The organism is Streptomyces sp. NPDC002055, from assembly GCF_040296705.1.
Taxonomy (GTDB): domain Bacteria; phylum Actinomycetota; class Actinomycetes; order Streptomycetales; family Streptomycetaceae; genus Streptomyces.
This window is the reverse complement of record NZ_JBEOXS010000017.1, coordinates 34,911-57,765: the sequence shown is the minus strand read 5'-3', so window position 1 is coordinate 57,765 and position 22,855 is coordinate 34,911. Positions and strand designations below refer to the sequence as shown.

At 74.5% G+C, this 22,855-nt stretch carries 21 protein-coding genes and 2 pseudogenes; 19 read left to right on the top strand and 4 right to left on the bottom strand.

The genetic code is table 11. From position 1 onward, the window contains the following. The first annotated feature begins 4 nt into the window (after window positions 1–4). A complete protein-coding gene (locus tag ABT112_RS13150) occupies window positions 5–1,255 on the top strand; it encodes a hypothetical protein (RefSeq protein ID WP_351508783.1) in 1,251 nt (416 codons plus the stop codon). A 150-nt stretch (window positions 1,256–1,405) separates the two neighbouring features. Here ABT112_RS13150 and ABT112_RS13145 read toward each other — a convergent pair whose 3' ends face one another. Then, on the bottom strand, window positions 1,406–2,548 hold the full coding sequence (locus ABT112_RS13145; protein ID WP_351508780.1) for an NADH-quinone oxidoreductase subunit D: 1,143 nt from the start codon (window positions 2,546–2,548) through the stop codon (window positions 1,406–1,408). A 255-nt stretch (window positions 2,549–2,803) separates the two neighbouring features. Between ABT112_RS13145 and ABT112_RS13140 the strand changes: the two genes are divergently transcribed. Both ABT112_RS13140 and ABT112_RS13135 read left to right on the top strand, forming a co-directional pair. Further along, complete coding sequence (locus ABT112_RS13140; protein WP_502975332.1) at window positions 2,804–3,370, top strand: PH domain-containing protein; 567 nt, start codon at window positions 2,804–2,806, stop codon at window positions 3,368–3,370. Window positions 3,371–3,492: 122 nt separating this feature from the next. Further along, window positions 3,493–4,794 (top strand): PH domain-containing protein, encoded by a 1,302-nt coding sequence (locus ABT112_RS13135; RefSeq protein WP_351508778.1) that lies wholly within the window; start codon window positions 3,493–3,495, stop codon window positions 4,792–4,794. A gap of 158 nt (window positions 4,795–4,952) precedes the next feature. Here the strand turns inward: ABT112_RS13135 and ABT112_RS13130 are convergent, their stop codons facing one another. Next, complete coding sequence (locus tag ABT112_RS13130; protein WP_351508776.1) at window positions 4,953–6,443, bottom strand: SAM-dependent methyltransferase; 1,491 nt, start codon at window positions 6,441–6,443, stop codon at window positions 4,953–4,955. A 164-nt stretch (window positions 6,444–6,607) separates the two neighbouring features. On the opposite strand from ABT112_RS13130, the gene ABT112_RS13125 reads away from it, so the two are divergent. Together ABT112_RS13125 and ABT112_RS13120 are read left to right on the top strand one after the other, a co-directional pair. Further along, window positions 6,608–7,801 (top strand): sensor histidine kinase, encoded by a 1,194-nt coding sequence (locus ABT112_RS13125; protein WP_351508774.1) that lies wholly within the window; start codon window positions 6,608–6,610, stop codon window positions 7,799–7,801. A gap of 177 nt (window positions 7,802–7,978) precedes the next feature. Continuing rightward, the gene (locus ABT112_RS13120; RefSeq protein WP_351508772.1) at window positions 7,979–8,671 is read left to right on the top strand and encodes a response regulator; all 693 of its coding nucleotides are present in this window, start codon (window positions 7,979–7,981) and stop codon (window positions 8,669–8,671) included. 115 nt (window positions 8,672–8,786) lie between these two features. Here ABT112_RS13120 and ABT112_RS13115 read toward each other — a convergent pair whose 3' ends face one another. After that, a complete protein-coding gene (locus ABT112_RS13115) occupies window positions 8,787–9,872 on the bottom strand; it encodes a DUF5937 family protein (RefSeq protein ID WP_351508770.1) in 1,086 nt (361 codons plus the stop codon). A 187-nt stretch (window positions 9,873–10,059) separates the two neighbouring features. Between ABT112_RS13115 and ABT112_RS13110 the strand changes: the two genes are divergently transcribed. After that, window positions 10,060–10,359 (top strand): hypothetical protein, encoded by a 300-nt coding sequence (locus tag ABT112_RS13110; RefSeq protein WP_351508768.1) that lies wholly within the window; start codon window positions 10,060–10,062, stop codon window positions 10,357–10,359. Here ABT112_RS13110 and ABT112_RS13105 read toward each other — a convergent pair. Next, window positions 10,351–11,655, bottom strand: coding sequence for a threonine aldolase family protein (locus ABT112_RS13105; RefSeq protein ID WP_502975331.1), 1,305 nt, complete (start codon window positions 11,653–11,655; stop codon window positions 10,351–10,353). The genes ABT112_RS13110 and ABT112_RS13105 overlap by 9 nt on opposite strands. A gap of 293 nt (window positions 11,656–11,948) precedes the next feature. Here ABT112_RS13105 and ABT112_RS13100 point away from each other — a divergent pair, with 293 nt between their 5' ends. The 13 genes and pseudogenes from ABT112_RS13100 to ABT112_RS13040 all read left to right on the top strand — a co-directional run bounded on the left by ABT112_RS13100 (window position 11,949) and on the right by ABT112_RS13040 (window position 22,720). Continuing rightward, window positions 11,949–12,857, top strand: coding sequence for a Rossmann-like and DUF2520 domain-containing protein (locus ABT112_RS13100; RefSeq protein ID WP_351508764.1), 909 nt, complete (start codon window positions 11,949–11,951; stop codon window positions 12,855–12,857). Between the two features lie 2 nt (window positions 12,858–12,859). Next, complete coding sequence (gene panC / locus ABT112_RS13095; RefSeq protein WP_351508762.1) at window positions 12,860–14,062, top strand: pantoate--beta-alanine ligase; 1,203 nt, start codon at window positions 12,860–12,862, stop codon at window positions 14,060–14,062. Further along, window positions 14,059–15,516: pseudogene (locus ABT112_RS13090) on the top strand (L-aspartate oxidase); the annotation flags it as partial. The gene panC and the pseudogene ABT112_RS13090, both read left to right, overlap by 4 nt. A 20-nt stretch (window positions 15,517–15,536) precedes the next feature. Beyond that, window positions 15,537–15,599 (top strand): annotated as a pseudogene (locus ABT112_RS35355) (hypothetical protein); the annotation flags it as partial. Window positions 15,600–15,819: 220 nt separating this feature from the next. Next, entirely contained in the window at window positions 15,820–16,284 is a 465-nt protein-coding gene (locus tag ABT112_RS13080; protein WP_351508915.1) for a hypothetical protein, read from the top strand. Continuing rightward, window positions 16,278–17,315, top strand: coding sequence for a carboxylating nicotinate-nucleotide diphosphorylase (gene nadC, locus ABT112_RS13075; protein WP_502975330.1), 1,038 nt, complete (start codon window positions 16,278–16,280; stop codon window positions 17,313–17,315). Before ABT112_RS13080 ends, nadC begins: the two co-directional genes overlap by 7 nt. Continuing rightward, complete coding sequence (locus tag ABT112_RS13070) at window positions 17,315–18,112, top strand: type III pantothenate kinase (RefSeq protein WP_351508759.1); 798 nt, start codon at window positions 17,315–17,317, stop codon at window positions 18,110–18,112. The genes nadC and ABT112_RS13070 overlap by 1 nt, the downstream gene beginning before the upstream one ends. A gap of 237 nt (window positions 18,113–18,349) precedes the next feature. Further along, window positions 18,350–19,987, top strand: a complete 1,638-nt coding sequence (locus tag ABT112_RS13065; protein WP_351508757.1) for a hypothetical protein — start codon at window positions 18,350–18,352, stop codon at window positions 19,985–19,987. Between the two features lie 281 nt (window positions 19,988–20,268). Next, window positions 20,269–20,994: a hypothetical protein gene (locus ABT112_RS13060; protein WP_351508756.1), complete on the top strand. Its 726-nt coding sequence runs from the start codon at window positions 20,269–20,271 to the stop codon at window positions 20,992–20,994. Window positions 20,995–21,011: 17 nt separating this feature from the next. Next, the gene (locus ABT112_RS13055; protein WP_351508753.1) at window positions 21,012–21,197 is read left to right on the top strand and encodes a hypothetical protein; all 186 of its coding nucleotides are present in this window, start codon (window positions 21,012–21,014) and stop codon (window positions 21,195–21,197) included. 130 nt (window positions 21,198–21,327) lie between these two features. After that, entirely contained in the window at window positions 21,328–21,723 is a 396-nt protein-coding gene (locus ABT112_RS13050) for a BlaI/MecI/CopY family transcriptional regulator (RefSeq protein WP_351508751.1), read from the top strand. A gap of 9 nt (window positions 21,724–21,732) precedes the next feature. Then, window positions 21,733–22,251, top strand: a complete 519-nt coding sequence (locus ABT112_RS13045) for an amino-acid N-acetyltransferase (protein ID WP_351508749.1) — start codon at window positions 21,733–21,735, stop codon at window positions 22,249–22,251. 133 nt (window positions 22,252–22,384) lie between these two features. Further along, the gene (locus tag ABT112_RS13040; RefSeq protein ID WP_351508747.1) at window positions 22,385–22,720 is read left to right on the top strand and encodes a histone-like nucleoid-structuring protein Lsr2; all 336 of its coding nucleotides are present in this window, start codon (window positions 22,385–22,387) and stop codon (window positions 22,718–22,720) included. The last annotated feature ends 135 nt before the right edge of the window (window positions 22,721–22,855 follow it).

The following is a 22,855-nucleotide window of genomic DNA, read 5'->3' as shown; positions in this document are numbered from 1 at the left end:
GGCCATGCCACGTGGACGTCACCGCCATTCACCACCCCTGCACCGGCTTCTTCCCCCGACGTCGATCGCTGCCGCATCCGTTGTCTGCGCCGCCGGCGCCTGGCTGATAGGCGACGCTGTCGCGCTCCGTGTGCTGGTGGCGGGCACGGCCGCCCTCGGCATCGGCTGCGCGGCCCTGACACGGCAGTGGGACCGGGTCGCCGGCAAGCGGGTCGCCGAACTCACCGCGGCACGGGTCCGTGACGAGTGGCGCACCGACGAGCGGATCGCCGAGCTGGAAATTGACCTCGAGGAGTCGCGCGAGCTGCGCAGCGGCCTCGAGGGCAAGCTCCGGTCCAAGCGGGCCGAACTCGCCCGGCTGCGCAACGAGCACGCCGAACTCCTGCGCCGCTACGCCACGGCCGAGACCGAGCGGGCCAGCGCCCTGGAGGGCCGCCGGCAGCTCGCCCTGGAGTCCGGGGAGCCCGCAAAGGCGCTGTCCGCCGACTCCTCCGACCTGGACGCGAACGGCGCCCCCACGCCCAGCACTTATCTGAAGGCCGACCGCGCCCTGTCCGAACTCCTCCGCAACGGGGCCCGGCAGCAGGCGCAGCGCACCGTCGCGGCCGCCCGCCGGCGTGATCTCGCCGAGCGACGGGAGGCGGAGGAGCCCACGGGGAAGCACGCGGCGGCCGCCGGGACCTCCTCCCGTACGGCCGCCACCGACGACACCGCGGTGGAGAAGGGCCGTCGGCACAAGGTGGCCACGGCCTCCGCGGTCGCCCCGCCCGCACCGCTCCGCCGCCCGGCCGCGCCCGGTGTCGGCGGCTTCGACTTCTTCGGGACCCAGGGGCTGGACCAGGCCGTCCCGGCCGAGGACCGGCGCCCGGGACCGGCCGCCGCACCGGCCCCCGACGAGGACCTGGCCGACGTCGTCGGCGCCGAGGCGTTCGCCGAACACGAGGCGAACCGGGCGGAGGAGGCGACGGCGGCCGACGCGGAGGAGACCGAAGCGCCGGGGGCGTTGCCGGCCGCTGCGCGCGCCGAGGACGTGGACGGGGCCGGTACGGACAGGGCCGGTGCGGACGGTGCCGGTGCGGACGGCGCCCGGCCGGGAGCCGCCGCGGACACCGTCGGGGAGTCGGCCGAGGGCACGGACGGAGCGGGGAACACGTCCGGTGCCACGGGTGAGTCGGGTGAGGTCATCGACCTCACCGAGTACGACGAGACCGAGCAGATCGACCTCCGGCGGCTGCGGCGGGTCCGTACGTCCTGATTCCTCGGAAGTGACGTCGGCGCCGGTGTCCCGTCCCCATGGGGGGTGGAGGACACCGGCGCCGACGCATCTGCCGGACATCACCTGCCGGACGTCATCCGCCGGGCGTCACATGCCGGGCATCACATGCCGGGCATCACATGCCGGGCATCACTTGTCGATGTCGCCGACGACGAAGAACAGCGAGCCGAGGATCGCGACCATGTCGGCCACCAGAGTCCCCGGCAGCAGCTCGGTCAGCGCCTGGATGTTGTTGTACGACGCCGAGCGCAGCTTCAGCCGGTACGGCGTCTTCTCGCCCTTCGACACCAGGTAGTAGCCGTTGATCCCCAGCGGGTTCTCGGTCCACGCGTAGGTGTGGCCCTCCGGGGCCTTCAGCACCTTCGGCAGCCGCTGGTTGATCGGCCCCTGCGGCAGCTCCTCGATCCGGTCGAGGCAGGCCTCGGCGAGCTCCAGCGAGTTGTGCGTCTGGTCCAGCAGGCACTCGAAGCGCGCCAGGCAGTCGCCCTCGGTGCGGGTGGGGACCCGCAGGACGTCCCGCAGCTCCCCGTAGGCGAGGTACGGCTCGTCGCGCCGCAGGTCGAAGTCGACGCCGGAGCCGCGGGCGATCGGTCCGCTCACCCCGTAGGCGTGCACCGTCTGCGGGGTCAGCACGCCGACCCCGCGGGTCCGGCCCCGGAAGATCTCGTTGCCGAGGACCAGCCGGTCGAAGACGTCCATCCGCGAACGGCAGGCGGCGACCGCGTGCCGCGCCCGGCCCAGCCAGCCGGCCGGGAGGTCCTCCTTGAGCCCGCCGACCCGGTTGAACATGTAGTGCATGCGCCCGCCGGAGATCTCCTCCATGACGTGCTGCAGCTCCTCGCGCTCGCTGAACGCGTGGAAGATCGGGGTGATTCCGCCCAGTTCGAGCGGATATGAGCCGAGGAACATCAGGTGGTTGAGCACCCGGTTCAGCTCGGCGAGCAGCGTACGGGTCCAGACGGCGCGCTCCGGCACCTCCATGCCCAGCATCCGCTCGACGGCGAGGACGACGCCCAGCTCGTTGGAGAAGGCCGACAGCCAGTCGTGACGGTTGGCGAGCATGATGATCTGGCGGTAGTCGCGCGCCTCGAACAGCTTCTCCGCACCGCGGTGCATGTAGCCGATCACCGGTTCCGCGTGCTGGATCCGTTCGCCGTCGAGCACCAGCCGCAGGCGCAGCACCCCGTGCGTGGACGGGTGCTGCGGCCCGATGTTGAGCACCATGTCCGTGCTCTCCGCCGCACCGCCGATCCCGACTGTCGTCTCCGTCATGGGAACAGTCTCGCAGCTCCCCCGGCCGCCTACGCTGGTGGCCATGGATACGGGGACGGGGCCCGTACCGGAACCGGGGACGGAGCGGACATGGGCGGGGACAGCGGAAGAAACACCGCGGGGGACGGCGGCGGGACCACCGTCGGGGACCTCGGCGGGGACGTCGGCGGGGAGACCGGTGCTGGGGAGAGCAGCGTCGGGGAGAGCGGGATCGGGGACCCCGGCATCTCGGAGGGCGGCGCCGCGGACACCGGCGTGGGGGAGACCGGCGTCGGAGCGGCCGGCGGAGACGCGGCCGATGGAGATGCGGCCGGGGGCGCCCGCGGGGACGCCGTCGGGGACATCGAGTCCGGCACCGGAGCGGGATGGACCGGCCTGCCGCGGGCCCTGCTGACGTTGCGGCGGCTGGTGCTGGTGGTAACGCTGGTGCCGCTCGCGGTCGCCGCCGCGGCGGTGCTGCTGCCGCTGGCCGGCCCCGGCTGGGCCGCGCTCGCCGCGCTGCCGCCGCTGGCCCTCACGGCCTGGGGCTGGTGGCTGCTGGAGCGCAACTGGCGCTCCTGGCGCTATGCGGAGCGCGCCGACGACCTGCTGATCAGCCGCGGGGTGCTGTGGCGGGAGACCACGGTCGTCCCGTACGGGCGGATGCAGCTCGTCGAGGTCATGTCGGGGCCGCTGGCACGGCGCTTCGGGCTGGCGAGCGTGCAGCTGCACACCGCGGCCGCCGCGAGCGACGCCCGGATCCCGGGGGTGCTCCCCGAGGAGGCCTCGCGGCTGCGGGAGCGCCTCACGGAGCTCGGCCAGGCCCGATCGGCGGGGCTGTGAGCGGGACGGAGGCGGTACCGCCGGAGGCAGCCCCTCCGCCGGAAACCGCCCGCCTACCGGAAACCGCCCGTCTACCGGAGGCCGCCTCTCCGCCGGAGGCCGCCCCTCCGGCGGCGGGCGGGGTGGAGCGGCGGCTGCACCCCGTCACCCCGCTGCGCCGCGCCTGGGCGCCGTTCGCGGTCGCGGCCGGTGTGGCCGTCCACGACCTGGACCAGGCCCGGCGGTGGATCACCGGGCTCTCCGTCGAGCTGACGCTGCTGGGGCTCGCCGTGCTGGTCCCGGTGGCCGGCGCGTACGGCTTCCTGTCCTGGTGGTTCACCCACTTCTCGGTCACCGACACCGAGCTGCGGATCCGTACCGGGCTGGTCTTCCGGCGGGTGGCGCACATCCGGCTGGACCGGCTCCAGGCGGTCGACGTCACCCAGCCGCTGTTCGCCCGCTTCCTGGGCGTGGCCAAGCTCAAGCTCGACGTGATCGGCACCGAGGACAAGGACGAGCTGGCGTTCCTCAGCGAGCGGGACGCCCGGGCGCTCCGCGCCGAACTGCTGGCGCGCGCCGCCGGTATCGCCCCGGAGGCGGTCCACGCGGCCGGTGAGGCCCCGGTGCGGCAGCTGGTCCGGGTCGATCCCAAGGACCTCGCCGTGTCGCTGCTGCTGATGGTGAGCACCTGGGGAGCGCTCGTCGTCGCGGTCGCCGGGCCGCCGCTGGTGTGGCTGCTGAGCGGCAGCATCTGGGTGGCCCTGGCGACCGGGCTGCCCTTCCTGGGCGGGGTGTGGGCGAGCAGCGCCGGACGGTACATCGCCGAGTACGACTGGACGGTCGGCGAGTCGCCGGACGGGCTGCGGCTCGACCACGGGCTGCTCGACCGCGAGCACGAGACGGTGCCGCCGGGCCGGGTGCAGACCGTGCGGATCGTCGAGCCTCTGCTGTGGCGGCGCCGCGGCTGGGTCCGGGTCGAACTGGACGTGGCCGGTTCCAAGAACGGCGTTCTGCTGCCGGTCGCCGACCGGGCGGTCGCCGCCCGGATCGTCGGCCGGGTGCTGCCGGGCGTCGACGTGGAGGCGGTGACGGCGGCACTGGAGCCGGCGCCGTCACGGGCCCGGTGGTGCGTCCCGGCGTGGTGGCGGGGCTACGGCTTCACCGTCGACGCGACGGTCTTCGCCGCCCGGCACGGGCTGCTCGGCCGCTCGCTCGCCCTGGTCCCGCACGCGAAGGTGCAGAGCGTCCGGCGCACCCAGGGGCCGTGGGAGCGGCGGCGCGGGCTCGCGGACGTGGTGGTGGACACCGGCGCCGACAAGTCGGTGACGGCCCGGCTCCGCGACGCCGACGAGGCCACCCGGATCCTGTCCGCCCAGGCGGACCGCTCCCGCACCGGCCGTCGCGAGGCGCTGCCCGACCGCTGGATGACGGGCGGCGCGGCGTAGCGGGGCGCTCACCGGGGTGCCGGCCGTCGGCTCCGGGGCCGTTCCGGGGGCCGCGGACCGGTCCGGAGGGCGCCGCGGCGGTCGATGGCCCGTCGAGGAGAGCCGGGCGGGCCCGCAGAGGAGAGCCGTGCGTCGGCGCGGGCTGCGCGCCGGAGGTGTCAGCGGGCGACCGGCTGGATCAGCCAGCCGAACGCACCCAGCCCGGAGGGGTCGGTGAGCTCGGCCGCCTCGCCCGCCGAGCTCAGCGCCCTGACGTACGCGCCGGGGTCCGTGGACGCGAGCGCCAGCGGCGGCCGGCGGCCGTCCACCCCGAGGGCGTGCAGCGCGTCCCGCTGGGTGAGCAGGGACGGGCCGCCGCTGAGCAGCGCGGCGCCGTCGAGTGCGCCCGCTCCCGTCGTCGGGCCCGCCTTCGTCGTCGGATCGGCCTCCGCCGCCGGGCGGGCCTCTGCCACCGGACCGGCCTCCGCCACCGGACCGGCCTCCGCCACCGGACCGGCCTCCGCCACCGGGCGGGCCTCCGCCGTCAGGTCGGCCTCCGTCACCGGGTCGGCGTCCCTCACCGCGGCGCCCGTCATCGCGGCGCGCGCTGCCGTGGAGTCGACCGCCGCGGTGCCCGTCACCGCGGCCCCCGCCTCCGCGCAGGCGTCGAGGGCCACATGGGCCGTGATGTCGCAGGAGCCGTCCGGGACCGGGCGGACCTCGCGGCCGTCGCGGAAGCCGGTCAGGGTGCCGAAGAGCGGCCGGTCCTCGCGGGTGTGGGCGTAGTCGACGGCGACGGCCACTCCGTGCCGCAGACAGGCGACCGCCCGCGCCCAGGCCTCGTCCCGGGGCGCGCCGATCTCCGCCCGCAGCCCCGGTTCGGCCCGCAGCCCCGGTTCGGCCCGGAGCGCGGGTGTGTCCGGAGACCCTGGACCGACCCCCGGCTCCGCGCCCGTCGGCTCCGTCTCTGCCCCGTTCTCCGCGCCCGCCGGCTCCGCGCCCGCCCCGTTCTCCGTCCCCGCCCACGGCCCGGGTACGCCCCCCGCCCGGCCACCCGCAGCCGGTTCCGCTTCCGTCCCCGTGCCGCCGGCCGTTCGGTGCGCCGTGTCCGGTTCCGCTTTCGCGGCCGGCGGCCACCAGCGCGTCAGCCAGGCGGCGTCCGCACCGGAGACGGCCTCGCCCGGGGACTCCTCCCCGTCGGCCGCGACGAGGACCCGGCGCAGCACTCCGTCCGGTCCGGCCTCGGCCACCTCCAGCGGCACGTTGTCCAGCCACTCGTTGGCGAACACCAGACCGGTCACGGAGCCCGGCTCCGGCAGCTCGTCGTGCCAGGCGATGCGGGGGTCGAGCCCTTCCGGCCGGGCCGCGCGTTCCACGGCGTACGGCCGCAGCCGTGCGCCGAGCTCCGGGGACACCTGCGCCAGCACGCCCTCCAGAAGCTCGCCGCGGCCTGCCCCGACGTCCACCAGCGCCAGCGCCTCCGGCCCGCCGAGCGCCTCGTCGGTCCGTCGCAGCAGCTCGGCCACGGCCGAGGCGAAGAGCGGGGAGGCGTGCACCGAGGTGCGGAAGTGCGCGTCGGGGCGCTCCCGGACGAAGAAACCCTCCGGCCCGTACAGCGCCGTACCGGCCGCCTCCCGCCATCCCCGCCACTGCCGCGTGTCGTTCACCACGCCCCCACCGTAGAGGTGTCCGCGCAGGCCACCGCACGGGGCGGGCACCGCCCTGTGCCCCGGGGCGTACGCCGGACCTCTCCACCTTCAGGAGTATGCGTCCGCTCAGTAATCGGCCCTCCGGTTGACCCCGGCACGTACCCGGCGTGCCTACGCTGGGTGACGTGCAGCGCCTCTATGACTTCCTCCGCAGACACCCGACCGGGGTCGACACCTTCTGGGCCCTCCCCGTGGTCGGGCTCAGCGGTCTGTGGCTGGCGGAGGGCACGTTCGAAGCGAACTCGCGCTTCGTCGCGGTCCTGACGGTGTTCGCCCTCGGCACGGTGATCGCGCTGCGCCGCCGTGCCCCGGAGAAGATGCTGCTGCTGGCCGCCGCGACGGGCGTGGCGCAGCTGATCTTCGGGATCGAGGAGAACCCGAGCAACTTCGGGATGCTGGTCATCATCTACACCGCGGCCGCCAACGGCGCCGGCTGGGCGTCCCGCTTCGCGCTGGTCGGCGGCCTGCTCGCACCCACCCTCTCGCTGACGCGCTCGCCGGACGACTTCCCCGGCGCGTCGCGGATCGTCGGCATCGTCTTCCTCACGGTGCCGTTCGCGCTGGCCTGGGTGCTCGGGGACTCCATCCGGACCCGGCGGGCGTACTACGCGCAGCTGGAGGAGCGTGCCGCCCGGCTGGAGAAGGAGCGCGAGGCGCAGTCGAAGATGGCCGTCGCCGCCGAGCGGGCCCGGATCGCCCGCGAGCTGCACGACGTGGTGGCGCACAACGTCTCGGTGATGGTCGTCCAGGCCGACGGCGCCGCCTATGTCCTGGACGCCGCCCCCGACCAGGCGAAACAGGCGTTGGCCACGATCTCCGGCACCGGCCGCCAGGCGCTGGCGGAGATGCGCCGGCTGTTGGGCGTGCTGCGCACCGGCGAGCCCGGCGAGGGGCGCGACTACGTGCCGCAGCCCGACGTGGGCCAGCTCGACGACCTCATCGAGCAGGTCCGGGGGGCCGGGCTCGCCGTGGACTTCACGGTCGAGGGCAGCCCGCGGCCGCTGCCCAGCGGTGTCGAGCTGACCGCGTACCGGATCGTGCAGGAGGCGCTCACCAACACCCGCAAGCACGGCGGCCCCGAGGCGGGCGCCACCGTCCGCCTCACCTACGGGGACGCCGAGCTGGACCTGCTCGTCGAGGACGACGGGCGGGGCGCCCAGCAGGAGCTGTACACCGAGGGCGGTGCCGACGGACTCGGCCACGGGCTGATCGGTATGCGGGAGCGGGTCGGTATGGTCGGCGGTCGGCTCGACGCCGGACCGCGGCCCGGCGGGGGTTTCCGGATCAGCGCGGTGCTGCCGATGAAACCTGCCCACTGACCCGCCACGGGACGATCGGGACGCGCACTGATCGCCGATCGGCCCGCACCCGTATCCCTGCCCGTACCGCCCGTACCGCCCGCACCGCCCGTCCGGGACCCGGACCCGAACTCCTACCCGCGCGGCCACCGAACCGGGAGCCGTGCCACCCGCCCCGCCACGAAAGGGACACCGCAGATGTCGATCCGCGTGATGCTCGTCGACGACCAGGTGCTGCTGCGCACCGGGTTCCGCATGGTGCTGCAGGCGCAGCCCGACATGGAGGTCGTCGCCGAGGCCGGGGACGGCGCCGAGGCCCTGGAGGTGCTGCGCGCCCAGCCGGTGGACGTCGTGCTGATGGACGTCCGCATGCCGCGGATGGACGGGGTGGAGTCGACCCGGCGCATCTGCGAGGGGGCCGGCCAGGGCGGCTCGTCCACGCCCCGGGTGCTGATTCTGACCACGTTCGACCTCGACGAGTACGCCTTCTCCGCGCTGAAGGTCGGGGCGAGCGGCTTCATGCTCAAGGACGTACCGCCGGACGAGCTGCTGGCCGCGATCCGCGCGGTGCACAGCGGTGACGCGGTCGTCGCGCCGAGCACCACCCGCAGGCTGCTGGACCGGTTCAGCCCGATGCTGCCGAGCGCCGCCGCCGAGCCGGCCGCGGCCGAACTCCAGCGGCTCACCGACCGGGAGCGCGAGGTCCTGCTGCTCGTGGCGCAGGGGCTGTCGAACGGCGAGATCGCCGGCCGGCTCGTCCTCTCGGAGGCCACCGTCAAGACGCATGTGGGACGCATCCTGGCGAAGCTGGGGCTGCGGGACCGGGTGCAGGCGGTGGTGCTGGCCTACGAGACGGGGCTGGTCCGCGCGGGCGGCGGGGGCGGGCAGTAGGGCACCGGGCGCGGCTTCCGCGGGTACGCCGCTCGGCCGGACCGGCCGGCAGTCCCGCGGCCGGCAGTCCCCCGGCCGGGTCCGCCCGCGCCGGTCAGCGCAGCATGCTCTCCGGTCAGCGCAGCATGCTCTCCAGGAAGTCCGTGCCCAGCCGGGCCACCACGGGCAGATCCAGCTCGTAGAGGACGTACCGGCCGCGGCGGCGCGTGGCCAGCAGCCCGGCCTTCTTCAGGACCGCCAGGTGCCGGGAGACCTCGGGCGCGGAGAGGTCGTAGGCGAAGGCGAGTTCGCCCGTCGTGTGGGGGCCGCGGGCCAGGGTGCGGCACAGGCGCATCCGGACCGGGTGCGCCACGGCGTCCAGCCGCCGGCCGACCGTCTCCGGGGAGAGCGCCCGCGGTTCCTCGTCGCCGCGCGTGGCGACCGGGTAGTGGACGACGGGCCGCCACCCCGGGGCGTGCACCACGATGAGGTGGGGCCGGCCGAAGACGGTCGGCAGGAAGGTGAGGCCGTCCGTGGTGGACGTCGCCGCGTCCTGGAGCTTGTCGACCACGATGCGGGAGCGTGCGGCGTCCAGGGTGACCGCGGGCGAGACGGCCGTCAGGGCCTCGGCGAGGCCGTGCCGGGCCAGCAACTGGGTCTTGTGCCGGGCGTCCGCGGCGAGCCGGACCCGTACCTGCTGCCAGACGTCGGCGAAGAACGCCTGCTCGCAGTCCTCCAACAGCCTGCGCAGCCAGGCCCGTACGGCCGGCGGATCGGCCAGCAGCCGGTCGGCGAAGGCCGACTGGAGCGGGCCGCGGGCGGAGGCCAGGGCCCGTACCCGGTCCCGGTCGGCGCTGTCGCTCAGCGGCTCCGGACGGCGCCGGCTGTACTCGCGCGAGCAGGTGATCTCCAACGCGGCGTGCACGAAGGTCTCGTCGTCCAGCCGGTCCAGCGTGTCGAGGTCCTCGGTCAGGGTGTCGCCCGGCGCGTTCGGCAGCAGGATGTCCGCCCGGGTGGAGCGCCACAGGAACTCCGCTTCGATCAGCCGGTCGGCGAGGTCCGGGGGCAGCGCGGCGGCGATCGCGGTGAGCCGGCCGTGGCGGTCGGCATGGTGTGCGGGCTCGGCGAGGGCGTGCAGGATCGCGGCCAGTTCGGCCAGCGGGGACGGCGCGAACACGATCCGCTCGGGAGGCAGCCCCGCTATGCCGATGATCAGGCTCATGCCCTCATCGTGCCCGGCGGGCGGGCACCGGCGGCATCGATTGACGATGCGCGTCAATCGGCGTGCGGGACGGCACGGGGCGCGCCCAGGCTGGTGGAACACCCCCGGCCCGCCGACTCCGGCGTACGGCCGGGCCGTTCTCCCCGTCCCGTCAGGACGGGGTCACCCGTCGACGCGGAGGATTCCCGTGAGCATCACCCAGCAGTACGCACTCGACCTCCACCGGGCCGCCCGGCGGGGCGATCCGGCACCGCCCGCACCCGGCGCCGCCGAGGCGCGCGTGCTCCATGCCTTCCGCGAGGTCCGGCGCTTCCGGGCGGCCGTCGAACGGACCCTGGGCCGGACGGATCCGACGGATCCGACGGGCCCGGAGCACGGTCGCGCCGCGGAGCGTACGGGCGGAGGCACGGGGGATGCCGCGGGGCGGACCGGCCCGGACGGCAGGAGCGGCAGCGTCGGCAGCGCCCGGCCGCAGTCCTCACGGTGACCGCGGCGGTTCCCCCGCGCCGGACGGGATCCGCTCCGGCTCACCGGACGGGATCCGCGCCAGGAACTCCGCGACCGCCGTCGCCACGTCCGACGGCCGCCACGCCAGACCGGGAGCGGTGACGGTCACCTCCGTCATCGCCGTGCCCGGCACCGGTGCCTCCTCCCAGGTCCGGAAGAGGGCCGTGCCGGTCTCCTCCGCCTGCCGCACCGCGGCCTCGGTCAGCACATCGGCCGGGTGCGGGAGCCACACCTGGAACTGGTGGGTGTGCGGGGGGTCCGGACGCAGCCGGAACCAGGGCACCCCCGCGCCGGCCAGCGCGTCCGCCAGAGCCCGGGCGACGACTTGGGCGTGCGCCACGTACTCGGGCAGCCGCGGCAGTTCCCGGTCCAGCCCGACGAGCGCCGCGAGCGCGGCCGGCCACTGCTGGAACGGCACTCCGCCGTACCGGTGGCGCCAGGCCCTGGCCTCGTCGACCAGGGTCGCCGGGCCGGCCAGTGCGGCGCCGGAGAGGCCGCCCAGGGACTTGTAGAAGGAGACGTACACGCTGTCGGCGAGCGCGGTGATCTCCGGGAGCGTGCGCCCGAAGTGCGGGGTGCACTCCCAGAGCCGCGCGCCGTCGAGGTGCACCACTGCATCGCGTTCCCGGGCGGCCTCCACCACCTCCGTCAGCTCCTCCCAGGTGGGCAGCACGAAACCCGCGTCGCGCAGCGGCAGCTCCAGCATCAGGGCGCCGAACGGCTCGTCCAGATCCCGCACCTCGTCGGCGGTCGGCAGCCGGGGCCGGGTGGTCGGATGGACCGTGCGCAGCCCGGCGACCGCGGACAGCGCGCCCCGCTCCCACCGCTCGGGGTGCGCGAGCGGATGGAGCGCCACGGTGGCGTTGCCGGTGCGCCCGGCCCAGCAGCGGAGGGCGACCTGCTGCGCCATGGTGCCGGTCGGGAAGAACGCCGCGTCCTCGGTGCCCAGCAGTTCGGCGACCCGGCGCTCCAGGGCGGCGGTGACGCCGTCCCCGTAGACATCGGTCCAGTCGTCCAGGACGTACGCGGTGGGGGCCTCGGTGGCCAGCCGCGCCAGCCGCTCGGCGATGGTCTCCGCGGCCACGCCGTGCGTGAGCGTCCGCTCCGCGCGGTGCCAGGCCGTCAGCCTGCGCCGGAGCGCCGCGTCGGAGTGGTTCCCGAGGGCGGGTTCCTCGTGGGCGGGCTGCTCGTGGGCGGGCTCCTTGTGGGCGGGCTCCCCGGCGGTGCGCTCGTGGTCCGTGGCCGACGCCTCCGCCGCTGCCGCTCCGTGCGGCATGCCCGGGCCATGGTCCGTCGTGGGGGCGAGGTCCCCGGTCTCGTCCGTCATACGGCCGATGATGGCGCACCCCGGTCCCGCGAGCGCCGGAATTCCCGGCTGCCCGGCCCGGCTCGCACCGACCGGTGCCGGTCGGACGACCCGTCCCGCCGCGCTGCACGACCGGTCCCACACCCCCGCCCGCCGGTTGTCCACAGGCCGTGGACGGCGCGGAGGGCGGCGGAGGCACTCGCGTAGCATGGCCAGGACACGTCCGGTACCCCTGGCGGACTGGAACGGAAGGCCGTCCCCGCGTGAACGCACCCCATCATCCAGAGCCCAAGGACCGCCCCGCGCGACTGACCGTCGGCGTTGTCGGGGCGGGTCGCGTGGGGCCCGCGCTCGCCGCGGCCCTGCAGCTCGCCGGGCACCGCCCGGTGGCCGTCTCCGCCGTCTCCGACGCCTCGGTGCGCCGGGCCGGGGCGCTCCTCCCGGACGTCCCGGTCGTGGAGCCCGCGGAGGTGCTGCGGAACGCCGAGCTGGTCCTCCTCACCGTGCCCGACGACGCCCTCCCCGGCCTCGTCGAGGGCCTCGCGGAGACCGGTGCGGTGCGGCCCGGCCAGTTGCTGGTGCACACCTCCGGCCGGTACGGCACCGCCGTGCTGGAGCCGGCCCTGCGGGCCGGAGCCCTGCCGCTCGCCCTGCACCCGGCCATGACCTTCACCGGCACCGCGGTCGACGTGCAGCGGCTCGCCGGCTGCTCCTTCGGGGTCACCGCCCCGGAGGAACTGCGGCTGGCCGCCGAGGCCCTGGTCATCGAGATGGGCGGCGAGCCCGAGTGGATCGCGGAGGCGGCCCGTCCGCTCTACCACGCGGCGCTCGCCCTCGGCGCGAACCACCTGGTCACCCTGGTCGCCCAGGCCATGGAGCTGCTGCGGACCGCGGGGGTGAGCGCCCCCGACCGGATGCTGGGCCCGCTCCTCGGCGCCGCCCTCGACAACGCCCTGCGCTCCGGGGACGCCGCCCTCACCGGGCCGGTGGCCCGCGGCGACGCGGGCACGGTCGCGGCGCACGTCGAGGAGCTGCGCCGGCACGCGCCCCAGGCCGTCGCCGGGTATCTGGCGATGGCCCGTACGACCGCGGACCGGGCGCTCGCGCACGGTCTGCTGAAGCCGGAGCTGGCGGAGGACCTGCTGGGTGTCCTCTCGGACGGAGGCCGCTGACGATGTTCGGCAAGCGCACCGCGGTGAAGGAGCGCCAGGTCCATCTGGTGCGGACCCGCCGCGAACTCGAGGACGTCGAGGACGACCACTTCGAGGACAACACCCGCACCGTCGTGGTGATGACGATGGGCGCCCTGCACGAGGGGCACGCCACGCTGATCCGGGAGGCGCGGCGCCGGGCCGGGCAGGCCGGGATGGTGGTCGTCACCGTCTTCGTCAACCCCCTGCAGTTCGGCCCGAACGAGGACTTCGACCGCTATCCGCGCACCCTCGACGCCGATCTGGAGGTGTGCCGGGAGGCCGGTGCGGACGTGGTGTTCGCACCGACCGTCGACGCCGTCTATCCGCACGGGCGGCCGCAGATCGGGATCACCGCGGGCCCCATGGGGGAGCGCTGGGAGGGCGCCACGCGCCCCGGTCACTTCGACGGCATGCTGACCGTGGTGCACCGGCTGCTCAGCATCACCGCCGCCGACCACGCGATGTTCGGGGAGAAGGACGCCCAGCAACTGGCCCTGATCCGGCGCATGGTGCTCGACCTGGAGCTGGACCAGGACGTGGAGATCGTCGCCGTTCCCACCGTGCGCGAGGAGGACGGCCTCGCGCTCTCCAGCCGCAACCGCTACCTCTCGGCGGAGGAGCGCGGGACGGCGCTCGCGCTGTCCCGGGCGCTGTTCGCCGCGCGGGCCGTCGGCCTACGCGCCGCGGGCGGCGCCGACAGCGGACCGGGCTCCGACGGCGGACCGGGCCCCGACGGTTCCGGACCGGACGGCTCCGGCCTCGACGGTTTCGGGCCTGGCGGCTCCGCATCGGACGGCTCCGCATCGGACGGCTCCGGCCCGGGCCGTTCGGGGGCGGACCACTCCGGCCACGGCCGCCCGGAGGAGGGTTCCGGACGGGCCCGAGCCACCGGGCACGGCACCGAAGCCCCGGGCACCCCGGCCGTCGTGGCCGGCCCGGAGGCGGTGCGCGCCGCGGGAGCCGCCGTGCTGGCGGAGGCTGCTCGGCTCAGCCCCCCGCTCGAACTCGACTACCTGGCACTGCTCGACGCCGCCGACTTCACCGAGGTCCCGCCGGACTTCCGGGGGGAGGCGGTGCTGGCGGTGGCCGCCAGGGTCGGCACGACCCGGCTGATCGACAACGTCCGGCTGTGGTTCGAGGAGAGCCCCGTCCGCAGAGACCGCGAGTCCGGGAGCGACCGATGACCGCTGATCACATAGGCCCGCTGCCCGGCGCGTCCGGCACCCCGGACACCGCACCCGGCACCCCGGACACCGCGTCCGGGAGCGCCCCGGCGTCCGGCGCGCCCGGCGGTGGCCCCGCCGCGGGAGGGCACCCGCGCACGCTGCACGCCCCCGCACCGGGCTGGGCCGTCGAGGCCGATGTGGTCGTCGTCGGCTCCGGTGTCGCCGGGCTCACCGCCGCGCTGCGCTGCGCCGCCGCCGGCCGGCGGACCGTCGTCGTCACCAAGGCCCGGCTGGACGACGGTTCCACCCGCTGGGCCCAGGGCGGCATCGCCGCCGCGCTCGGCGAAGGGGACACCCCCGAGCAGCACCTCGACGACACGCTCGTGGCGGGCGCGGGGCTCTGCGACGAGGGCGCCGTACGCACCCTGGTCACCGAAGGCCCCGACGCCGTACGCCGGTTGATCGCCACCGGCGCCCACTTCGACACCTCCGCCGAGACCGGACGGATCGAACTCACCCGGGAGGGCGGCCACCACCGCCGCCGGATCGCGCACGCCGGCGGGGACGCGACCGGCGCGGAGATCTCCCGGGCCCTGGTCGCCGCGGTGCGGGAGGCCGGAGCCGACGGCACAGGCCCGGGAACGATCGAGACCGTCGAGAACGCCCTGGTCCTGGACCTGCTCACGGACGCCGAGGGCCGCACCGCCGGGGTCAGCCTGCACGTCATGGGGGAGGGGCAGCGCGACGGTGTCGGCGCCGTCCACGCCCCCGCCGTCGTGCTCGCCACCGGCGGCATGGGCCAGGTCTTCTCCGCCACCACCAACCCCGGTGTCTCCACCGGCGACGGCGTCGCCCTGGCGCTGCGCGCCGGAGCCGAGATCAGCGACCTGGAGTTCGTGCAGTTCCACCCCACCGTCCTCTACCTGGGCGCGGATGCCGAGGGACAGCAGCCGCTGGTCTCCGAGGCCGTCCGCGGCGAGGGTGCGCACCTCGTCGACGCGGACGGCGTCCGCTTCATGCAGGGGCAGCACGAACTGGCCGAGCTGGCCCCGCGCGACATCGTCGCCAAGGGCATCACGCGACGCATGCAGGAGCAGGGCGCCGAGCACATGTACCTCGACGCTCGCCACTTCGGCGCCACGATGTGGGAGAACCGCTTCCCGACGATCCTGGCCGCCTGCCGGGCGCACGGCATCGACCCGGTGACCGCCCCGATCCCGGTGGCGCCCGCCGCGCACTACGCGTCCGGCGGGGTCCGCACCGATCTGCGCGGGCGGACGACGGTTCCCGGCCTCTACGCGTGCGGCGAGGTCGCCTGCACCGGGGTGCACGGGGCGAACCGGCTGGCGTCCAACTCCCTCCTCGAAGGCCTGGTGTTCGCCGAGCGCATCGCCGCCGACATCGTCTCCGGCGGCGCCGTCGCCGCAGAGCCGGTCTCCGCACAGCCCGCCTCCACCGAGCCTGCCTCCACCGGGCCCGCCTTCACCGCGTCCGCCTTCACCGGGTCCGCCTCCACCGAGCCTGCCTCCACCGGGCCCGCCTCCACCGCGTCCGCCTCCACCGCGTCCGCCTCCACCGAGCCTGCCTCCACCGGGCCCGCCTCCACCGCGTCCGCCTCCACCGCGTCCGCCTCCACCGAGTCCGCCTCCACCGAGCCCGCCGTCACCGCGTCCGGCTCCCCGGAGCCCGCCTCCGCCTCCCCCGACGGCTCGTACGAGGCCGCGCCCGCCGGCGAGGCCGCCGCCCCCCTCCTCGCCCCCGAGTCCCGGTTCACGATCCAGCGGATCATGACCACCGGCGCGGGGGTCCTCCGCAGCGCCGAGAGCCTCGCCGCGGCCGCCGTCGCCCTGGAGGCCCTGCACACCGAGGCCGTGGCGGACCTGGCCCGGAACGGCAAGACCGCCGAGCCCTGTGTCGAGACCTGGGAGGCCACCAACCTCCTGCTGGTCTCCCGGGTCCTGGTCGCCATGGCCCGGACCCGCGAGGAGACCCGGGGCTGCCACTGGCGCGAGGACCACCCCGGCCGGGACGACGCGCACTGGCGCCGTCACCTCGCCGCCCGTCTCACCCCGTCCGCCGAGCTGGTGATCACTGCCACCGGGACGGCAGACTTCCCGCCGGTGACCCTGCCCGGCCGAACTCCCGCGGCAGACACCGCCCCCGCGGCAGACACCGCCCCCGCGGCCCCCGCCGCCGCACCGGACCGATCCACCCACTCCTCGAGGGAGTCCTCATCGTGAGCACCGCCGACGACCGTTCACAGCCCGCGGAGCTGCCCCTGCTCCAGGTCGGGGGGCCGGCCGCCGGTTCCGGCGGAGGGGGCGGCTGCGGCGACGGATGCGGCTGCGGCGGTGACGACTACGAGCTGGACCCGCTGGAGTGCGGCCTCGACCCGGGGCTGGCGAAACTGCTCGCCGACGCGGGCCTGGACCCCGTCCAGGTGGAGGACATCGCCCACCTGGCGATCGACGAGGACCTCGACCAGGGCGTGGACGTGACGACCGTCGCCACCATCCCCGAGGACGCCGTCGCCGTCGGCGACTTCACCGCGCGCGAAGCCGGCACGGTCGCCGGCCTGCGGATCGCCGAGGCGGTGCTCTCGGTCGTCTGCACCGACGAGTTCGAGGTGGAGCGGCACGTCGAGGACGGCGACCGGGTGGCGGCCGGCCAGAAGCTGCTCTCCGTCCGCACCCGCACCCGTGACCTCCTCACCGGTGAGCGCAGCGCCCTCAACCTGATGTGCCGGCTCTCCGGCATCGCCACCGCCACCCGGGAGTGGGCCGACCTGCTTCAGGGCACCGGCGCGGCGGTCCGCGACACCCGGAAGACCACCCCCGGCCTGCGGGCCCTGGAGAAGTACGCGGTGCGCTGCGGCGGCGGCGTCAACCACCGGATGTCGCTCTCCGACGCCGCGCTGATCAAGGACAACCACGTGGTCGCCGCGGGCGGTGTCGCGGCGGCCTTCACCGCGGTGCGCAGTGAGTTCCCCGGCGTGCCGATCGAGGTCGAGGTGGACCGCCTGGACCAGATCGAGCCCGTCCTCCGCGAGGGCGCGGACCTCATCCTGCTCGACAACTTCTCCCCGGAGCAGACCCGGGAGGCCGTCGCCCTGGTGGCCGGCCGGGCCCGCCTGGAGTCCTCGGGCCGGCTCACCCTCGCCACCGCCCGCGGCTACGCCGAGACCGGCGTCGACTACCTGGCCGTCGGCTCGCTCACCCACTCCTCGCCGATCCTCGACATCGGCCTGGACCTCCGTGAGGAACAGGGCTGATGCTGCTCACCATCGACGTCGGCAACACCCACACCGTCCTCGGCCTGTTCGACGGTGAGGAGATCGTCGAGCACTGGCGGGTCTCCACCGAGGCCCGCCGCACCGCCGACGAACACGCCGTGCTGCTCCAGGGCCTGATGGGCATGCACCCGCTGCTCGGCGAGGAACTGGGCGACGGCATCGACGGCATCGCCATCTGCTCGACCGTCCCCTCCGTCCTGCACGAGCTGCGCGAGGTCACCCGCCGCTACTACGGCGACGTCCCCGCCGTCCTGGTGGAGCCGGGCGTCAAGACCGGTGTCCCGATCCTGATGGACAACCCGAAGGAGGTCGGCGCCGACCGGATCATCAACGCCCTGGCGGCCGTCGAGCTCTACGGCGGCCCGTGCGTGGTCGTCGACTTCGGAACGGCCACGACGTTCGACGCGGTCTCGGCGCGCGGCGAGTACGTGGGCGGTGTGATCTCGCCCGGCATCGAGATCTCCGTCGACGCCCTGGGCATGCGCGGCGCCCAGCTCCGCAAGATCGAACTGGCCCGGCCGCGCAGCGTGATCGGCAAGAACACCGTCGAGGCGATGCAGTCCGGCATCCTCTACGGGTTCGCCGGCCAGGTCGACGGCGTGGTGGAGCGCATGGCCCGGGAACTGGCCGACGACCCGGACGAGGTGACCGTGATCGCCACCGGCGGGCTCGCGCCGATGGTCCTCGGGGAGTCCTCGGTCATCGACGAGCACGAGCCCTGGCTGACGCTGATCGGCCTGCGCCTGGTCTACCAGCGGAACGTGTCCCGCGGCTGACCCGGCCTCCGGCGCGGAGGCACACCGTCCCGCGCCGGCGCCGCTGGGCCCCACCGCCCGGCGCCGGCCGCACCCACCCCGGCGCCGCCGTCACGATGGCACCCTCCGTCACGATGGCGCCGATCTCCGTACGGTACCGGCCGTTCCGGGGTCTCTTTCCGGCCGGACGCAACCATCCGCCCCCCTCACCGGTCTTGCCTGGGACCACAGATGAGCAGAACGGGATGGGTGGGGAATATGGGGCACCGAGGAACGACGGCACGGGTGGTGACGGCCGGAGCCGTGCTCGCGCTGGCGACCGGTCTCGGCACGGGGCCGGCGCTGGCCGTCGATCCCACGCTGCTGATCCAGGCGCCCGCCCGGTACTACACCTTCGCGGCGGACCAGGGCCCGCAGGGCGGTTCCCTCTTCCTGCTCCACCTCAACCTGGAGCGGGTGGAGGGCGAGGAGCCGCTCGCCAAGGACGTGAAGCTGACCATCGACGCCTCCGACCTGTTGGGCAAGGCGGACGTCCGGCCGGCCAACGGCGACTGTACGGCCAAGGACTTGGTCTTCACCTGCACCTACAGCTCGATCGACGGCAAGACCAGCGTCCAGCCCTTCTACCTCCGGGGCGCGAAGGACGTGAAGCCGGGCTTCGGCGGCACGGTGCGGTACTCCGCGACCGCCTCCAACGCCCCGGCCGTGAAGGCCGAGACGAAGGTCTTCGTCGACCGCCCGGACCTCGTCGAGCGCAAGCACGCGCCGCTGAACGACGTCGCCCCCGGCTCGACCGTCGAGCTGACCCCGGCCGTCGCCAACCACGGCCGGCTGCCCGCCGAGAAGGGCGTCGGCTTCAAGCTGTACGGGTCCGACGGCGTCAGGATCGCCCGGGAGCACAGCAACTGCCACTACAAGTCCTGGGCGGACACCTCCGCGTACTGCGTGTTCGACACCCCGCTGGAGCCCGGCGCGGCCCTCGAGTTCAGCAAGCCGCTGCGCTACACCGCCGCCGAGGACCTGATGTACGGCAGCGTCGGCTACCACGCGTGGGTGAACGGCGCCGACGACCCCTGGGAGAACGAGCAGCCCGGTGAGTACGACCGGACGGGCGACGGCGCCCCGCTCACCCTGAAGAAGGCCGAGGACACCGGCTTCCAGGGCTACGGCGGCCACGCCGACGTCACCACCACCCAGCACGCCGACTACCAGGCGGTCACCGGCACGGTGAAGGGCAAGGTCGGGCAGACCGTGCCGGTCACCCTGGGCGCCCGGAACGCCGGCCCCGGCTCCATGGACCTCTCCGACGCGAGCGGCCACGGCGCGGGCACCTACGAGGTCACCCCGCCGCGGGGCACCACGATCACCTCGATCCCCTTCCCCGGCGAGGACGACGACTGGGCCTGCTCGCGCCGGAGCGCGGGCAGCCGGACGTACGTCTGCAACCTCGACGACACCTTCGGCACGGGGGAGCAGGAGTCGCTCGTCTTCAACATCCGCATCGACAAGAAGGTGAAGGGGGCCGAGGGCAAGGTCGTCGTCCGGGACCGTGACGACCACCCGACGCGCGACCCCCGCCCGGAGAACGACACCGCCGCCGTCCCGGTGAAGATCACCGGCGGCAAGGACACCGGCGGTACGGGCACCGGGGGCGCGACGGGCGGCCGCGGCGAGGGCGGCGGCGACAGCTCCGGACCCCGCACCCACGGCGGCACCTCGGAGACGGGGAGCACGACGACCGGCGGCTCCGGCACCACGACGTCGGGCGGGTCGCTGGCCAGCACCGGTGCGCGCGGCGTCACCCTGGCGGCCGTCGGCTCGCTGGTGGCGCTCGGCGCCGGCGTCGGGGCGCTGCTCTTCGCCCGGCGCCGCGGCAACGGCTCCGGGACGCATTAGCCGCACCCGCGTCCGGCGCGTACCGGACGCCCCCGCGTCCGGTTCGCTCCGGCCGCACCCGAGTCCGGTACGCGCGGCCCGTACTTGAGCGCACGGCCCGCACCTGAGCCCGACGGGCCCGGGACCGCCCCCGCATCCGGAGGCGGTCCCGGGCCCCGGCGGTTTCCCGCCCGGCGCCTCCCCCGGCCGCCCGTCACCGGGCTCCGGACCGGCCGCCGGGCCGACACCCCCGGTGGGGTGCGCTATGGGAAATTTGTCCGCTTAGCACTTAAAGTCGGCTCATGCCCACGCCCTACGGTTCCCGCGGTGCCATGGCGTTCAGCGCAGCAGAGTTGTGCGTCGTGCGCCGCGCCCTCGCCCTCGCCCTGCAGCCCGCCTCCGACTCCTTCGGGCCCGACCGGGAGGAGGAGGTGCAGAAGCTGTTCCGTCTCGCCGGGGCCGTGGACGAGGCGGTCCGCGAGGGCGGCAGGCTGCGCGCCTTCCTCCTCGCCGACCTGGCCCGCTCCCGCGCCGCCCTCCCCGGTGCCGCCACCGCGTACCTGACGCAGCTCCGCGAGGTACTGGCCGACGGCTACCTCCCGGGCGCCGAGGATCTCGCCGCCCTCCGCGGACTCTGCGCGGAACCGGCCGGGGAGGCCGAGACGGAACGCCGGCGTGTGCTGTTGCACCGGTGCGAAGCGCTGGCCGAACGCGCGCTCCGCTCCCGGCTGGTCCGGCAGGCGCAGGCCGCGCCCGCCCCGCCCCCGGCCCGGCCGGTGGTGCTGCCCGGCGGGCGCGCCGCCGACGAACCGTCCGAGCCGAAGCCCGAGCCGCGGCCCGGACCCAAGGCGGAACCCCAGGCCGACCCGAAGGCGGAGCCCGGGGCCAAGCCGGAGAAAAGCCCACGTGAACCGGATACGGAGGAGCGCCGGGGCCGCCCGGTGCCCACCCCGGCCGAGGTGTTCCCGCCGCGCCGCCGGCGGCAGGGGCCGCCCTCCGAGGGGCTCCGGCAATTGGCCGCGGGCTGACTGGCTACTCTGGAGGCATGGAATACATCTCCGCGCTTCTGCCCTCCGTGGTGATGGCCATTGCCTTCATCGCACTCGTCGTCACGATGGTGAAGAGTCAGGGCGGTGCGAACAAGTCCAAGGAGGACGCGGCGGTCGACGCGGCGCTCTCCCGCGAGACGAACGCGACGCCGGCTCGGCGCACCGGCGAGGCGCGGGCCTGACCCTCCGCGGCGACCAGCAGGCGGACCGCAGCGACAACAGGCGTACGACCGGGAACACCCGTCCCGGTCGTACGCCTTTTTGCTGAGGAAATCAACCGGCATTCAGGACATCTGCCACTATTATTCCAATGTGCCTCGACGATTGGGTGACCTGGAAGACGCGGTGATGACGCGGGTGTGGCAGTGGAACCGCCCGGTCACCGTTCGGGAAGTCCTTGAAGACCTTCAGCAGGAACGCTCGATCGCCTACACGACGGTCATGACCGTAATGGACAACCTGTATCAGAAGGGCTGGGTGCGGCGGGAAGCAGAAGGCCGCGCCTATCGATATGAGGCGGTCTCCACCCGCGCCGCCTACTCGGCCGCACTCATGAACGAGGCCTGGTCCACGAGTGACAACCCCGCGGCCGCTCTCGTCGCGTTCTTCGGCATGATGTCCGCGGAACAGCGGGAAGCGCTGCGCGATGCCATGCGCGTCGTACAACTCGACGATCCCGATGGCACCCCGGGAGACGCGGAGCGATAGCGTCCGCACATGTCCCCAGTATCAAAAGAGGTCACTGTCCGCCGGGCCAGAACGAGCGATGTACCCGCGCTGCGCCGCCTCCTCGACGGCTACGTGCGCGATGGGATCCTGCTCGACAAAGCGATGGTGACCCTTTACGAGGACATCCAGGAGTTCTGGGTGGCCGAGCGCGACGAGGACGCCGAAGTCATCGGCTGCGGCGCGCTCCACGTGATGTGGGAAGACCTCGCGGAGGTACGCACGCTGGCCGTCGACCGGGCCCTGAAGGGCACCGGAGTGGGGCACCACCTGCTCGCCAAGCTGCTGCAGACCGCGCGCTGGCTCGGGGTGCGGCGCATTTTCTGCCTCACCTTCGAAGTGGACTTCTTCGGGAAGCATGGGTTCGTCGAGATCGGGGAGACGCCGGTGGACGGCGATGTGTACAGCGAGCTGCTGCGTTCCTATGACGAGGGTGTGGCCGAGTTCCTCGGTCTCGAACGGGTGAAGCCGAACACCCTCGGCAACAGCCGGATGCTTCTGCATCTGTGAACGACGGCGCTCTATGTCCGAAACGCGTACGTTTCCCGTCGTGAAGGCAGCTGAACCTCACCCGGGGGTTTGTGTTTTTCCGGAAAAGGCGGTTTCCTTTCCGCGTACTGCTTTTTCGATGAAAGGAAATCCAGTGGCACAGAAGGTTCAGGTCCTTCTTGTCGACGACCTCGACGGTGGCGAGGCGGACGAGACCGTGACGTTCGCGCTGGACGGCAAGACCTACGAGATCGACCTCACCACCGCCAACGCGGACAAGCTCCGCGGGCTGCTGGAGCCCTACGCCAAGAGCGGCCGTCGCACCGGTGGCCGTGCCGCCGCCGGCCGGAGCAAGACCCGCTCCTCCTCCGGTGGCAGCCAGGACACCGCGAAGATCCGCGCCTGGGCGAAGGAGAACGGCTACGAGGTCAACGACCGCGGTCGCGTCCCCGCCACCGTGCGCGAGGCGTACGAGAAGGCGAACGGCTGAGCGCTCGCAGCGCGCAGCAACCGGGCCCGGTGGACTTCCGCCGCCGCAGCGCCCACCAGCTGTACGAGGTCGGGAGCGCCCGGGCCGCCGCCCCCGCTGCCCAGGGCCGCGGTGGGCGTTTGCTCCACCGCACTC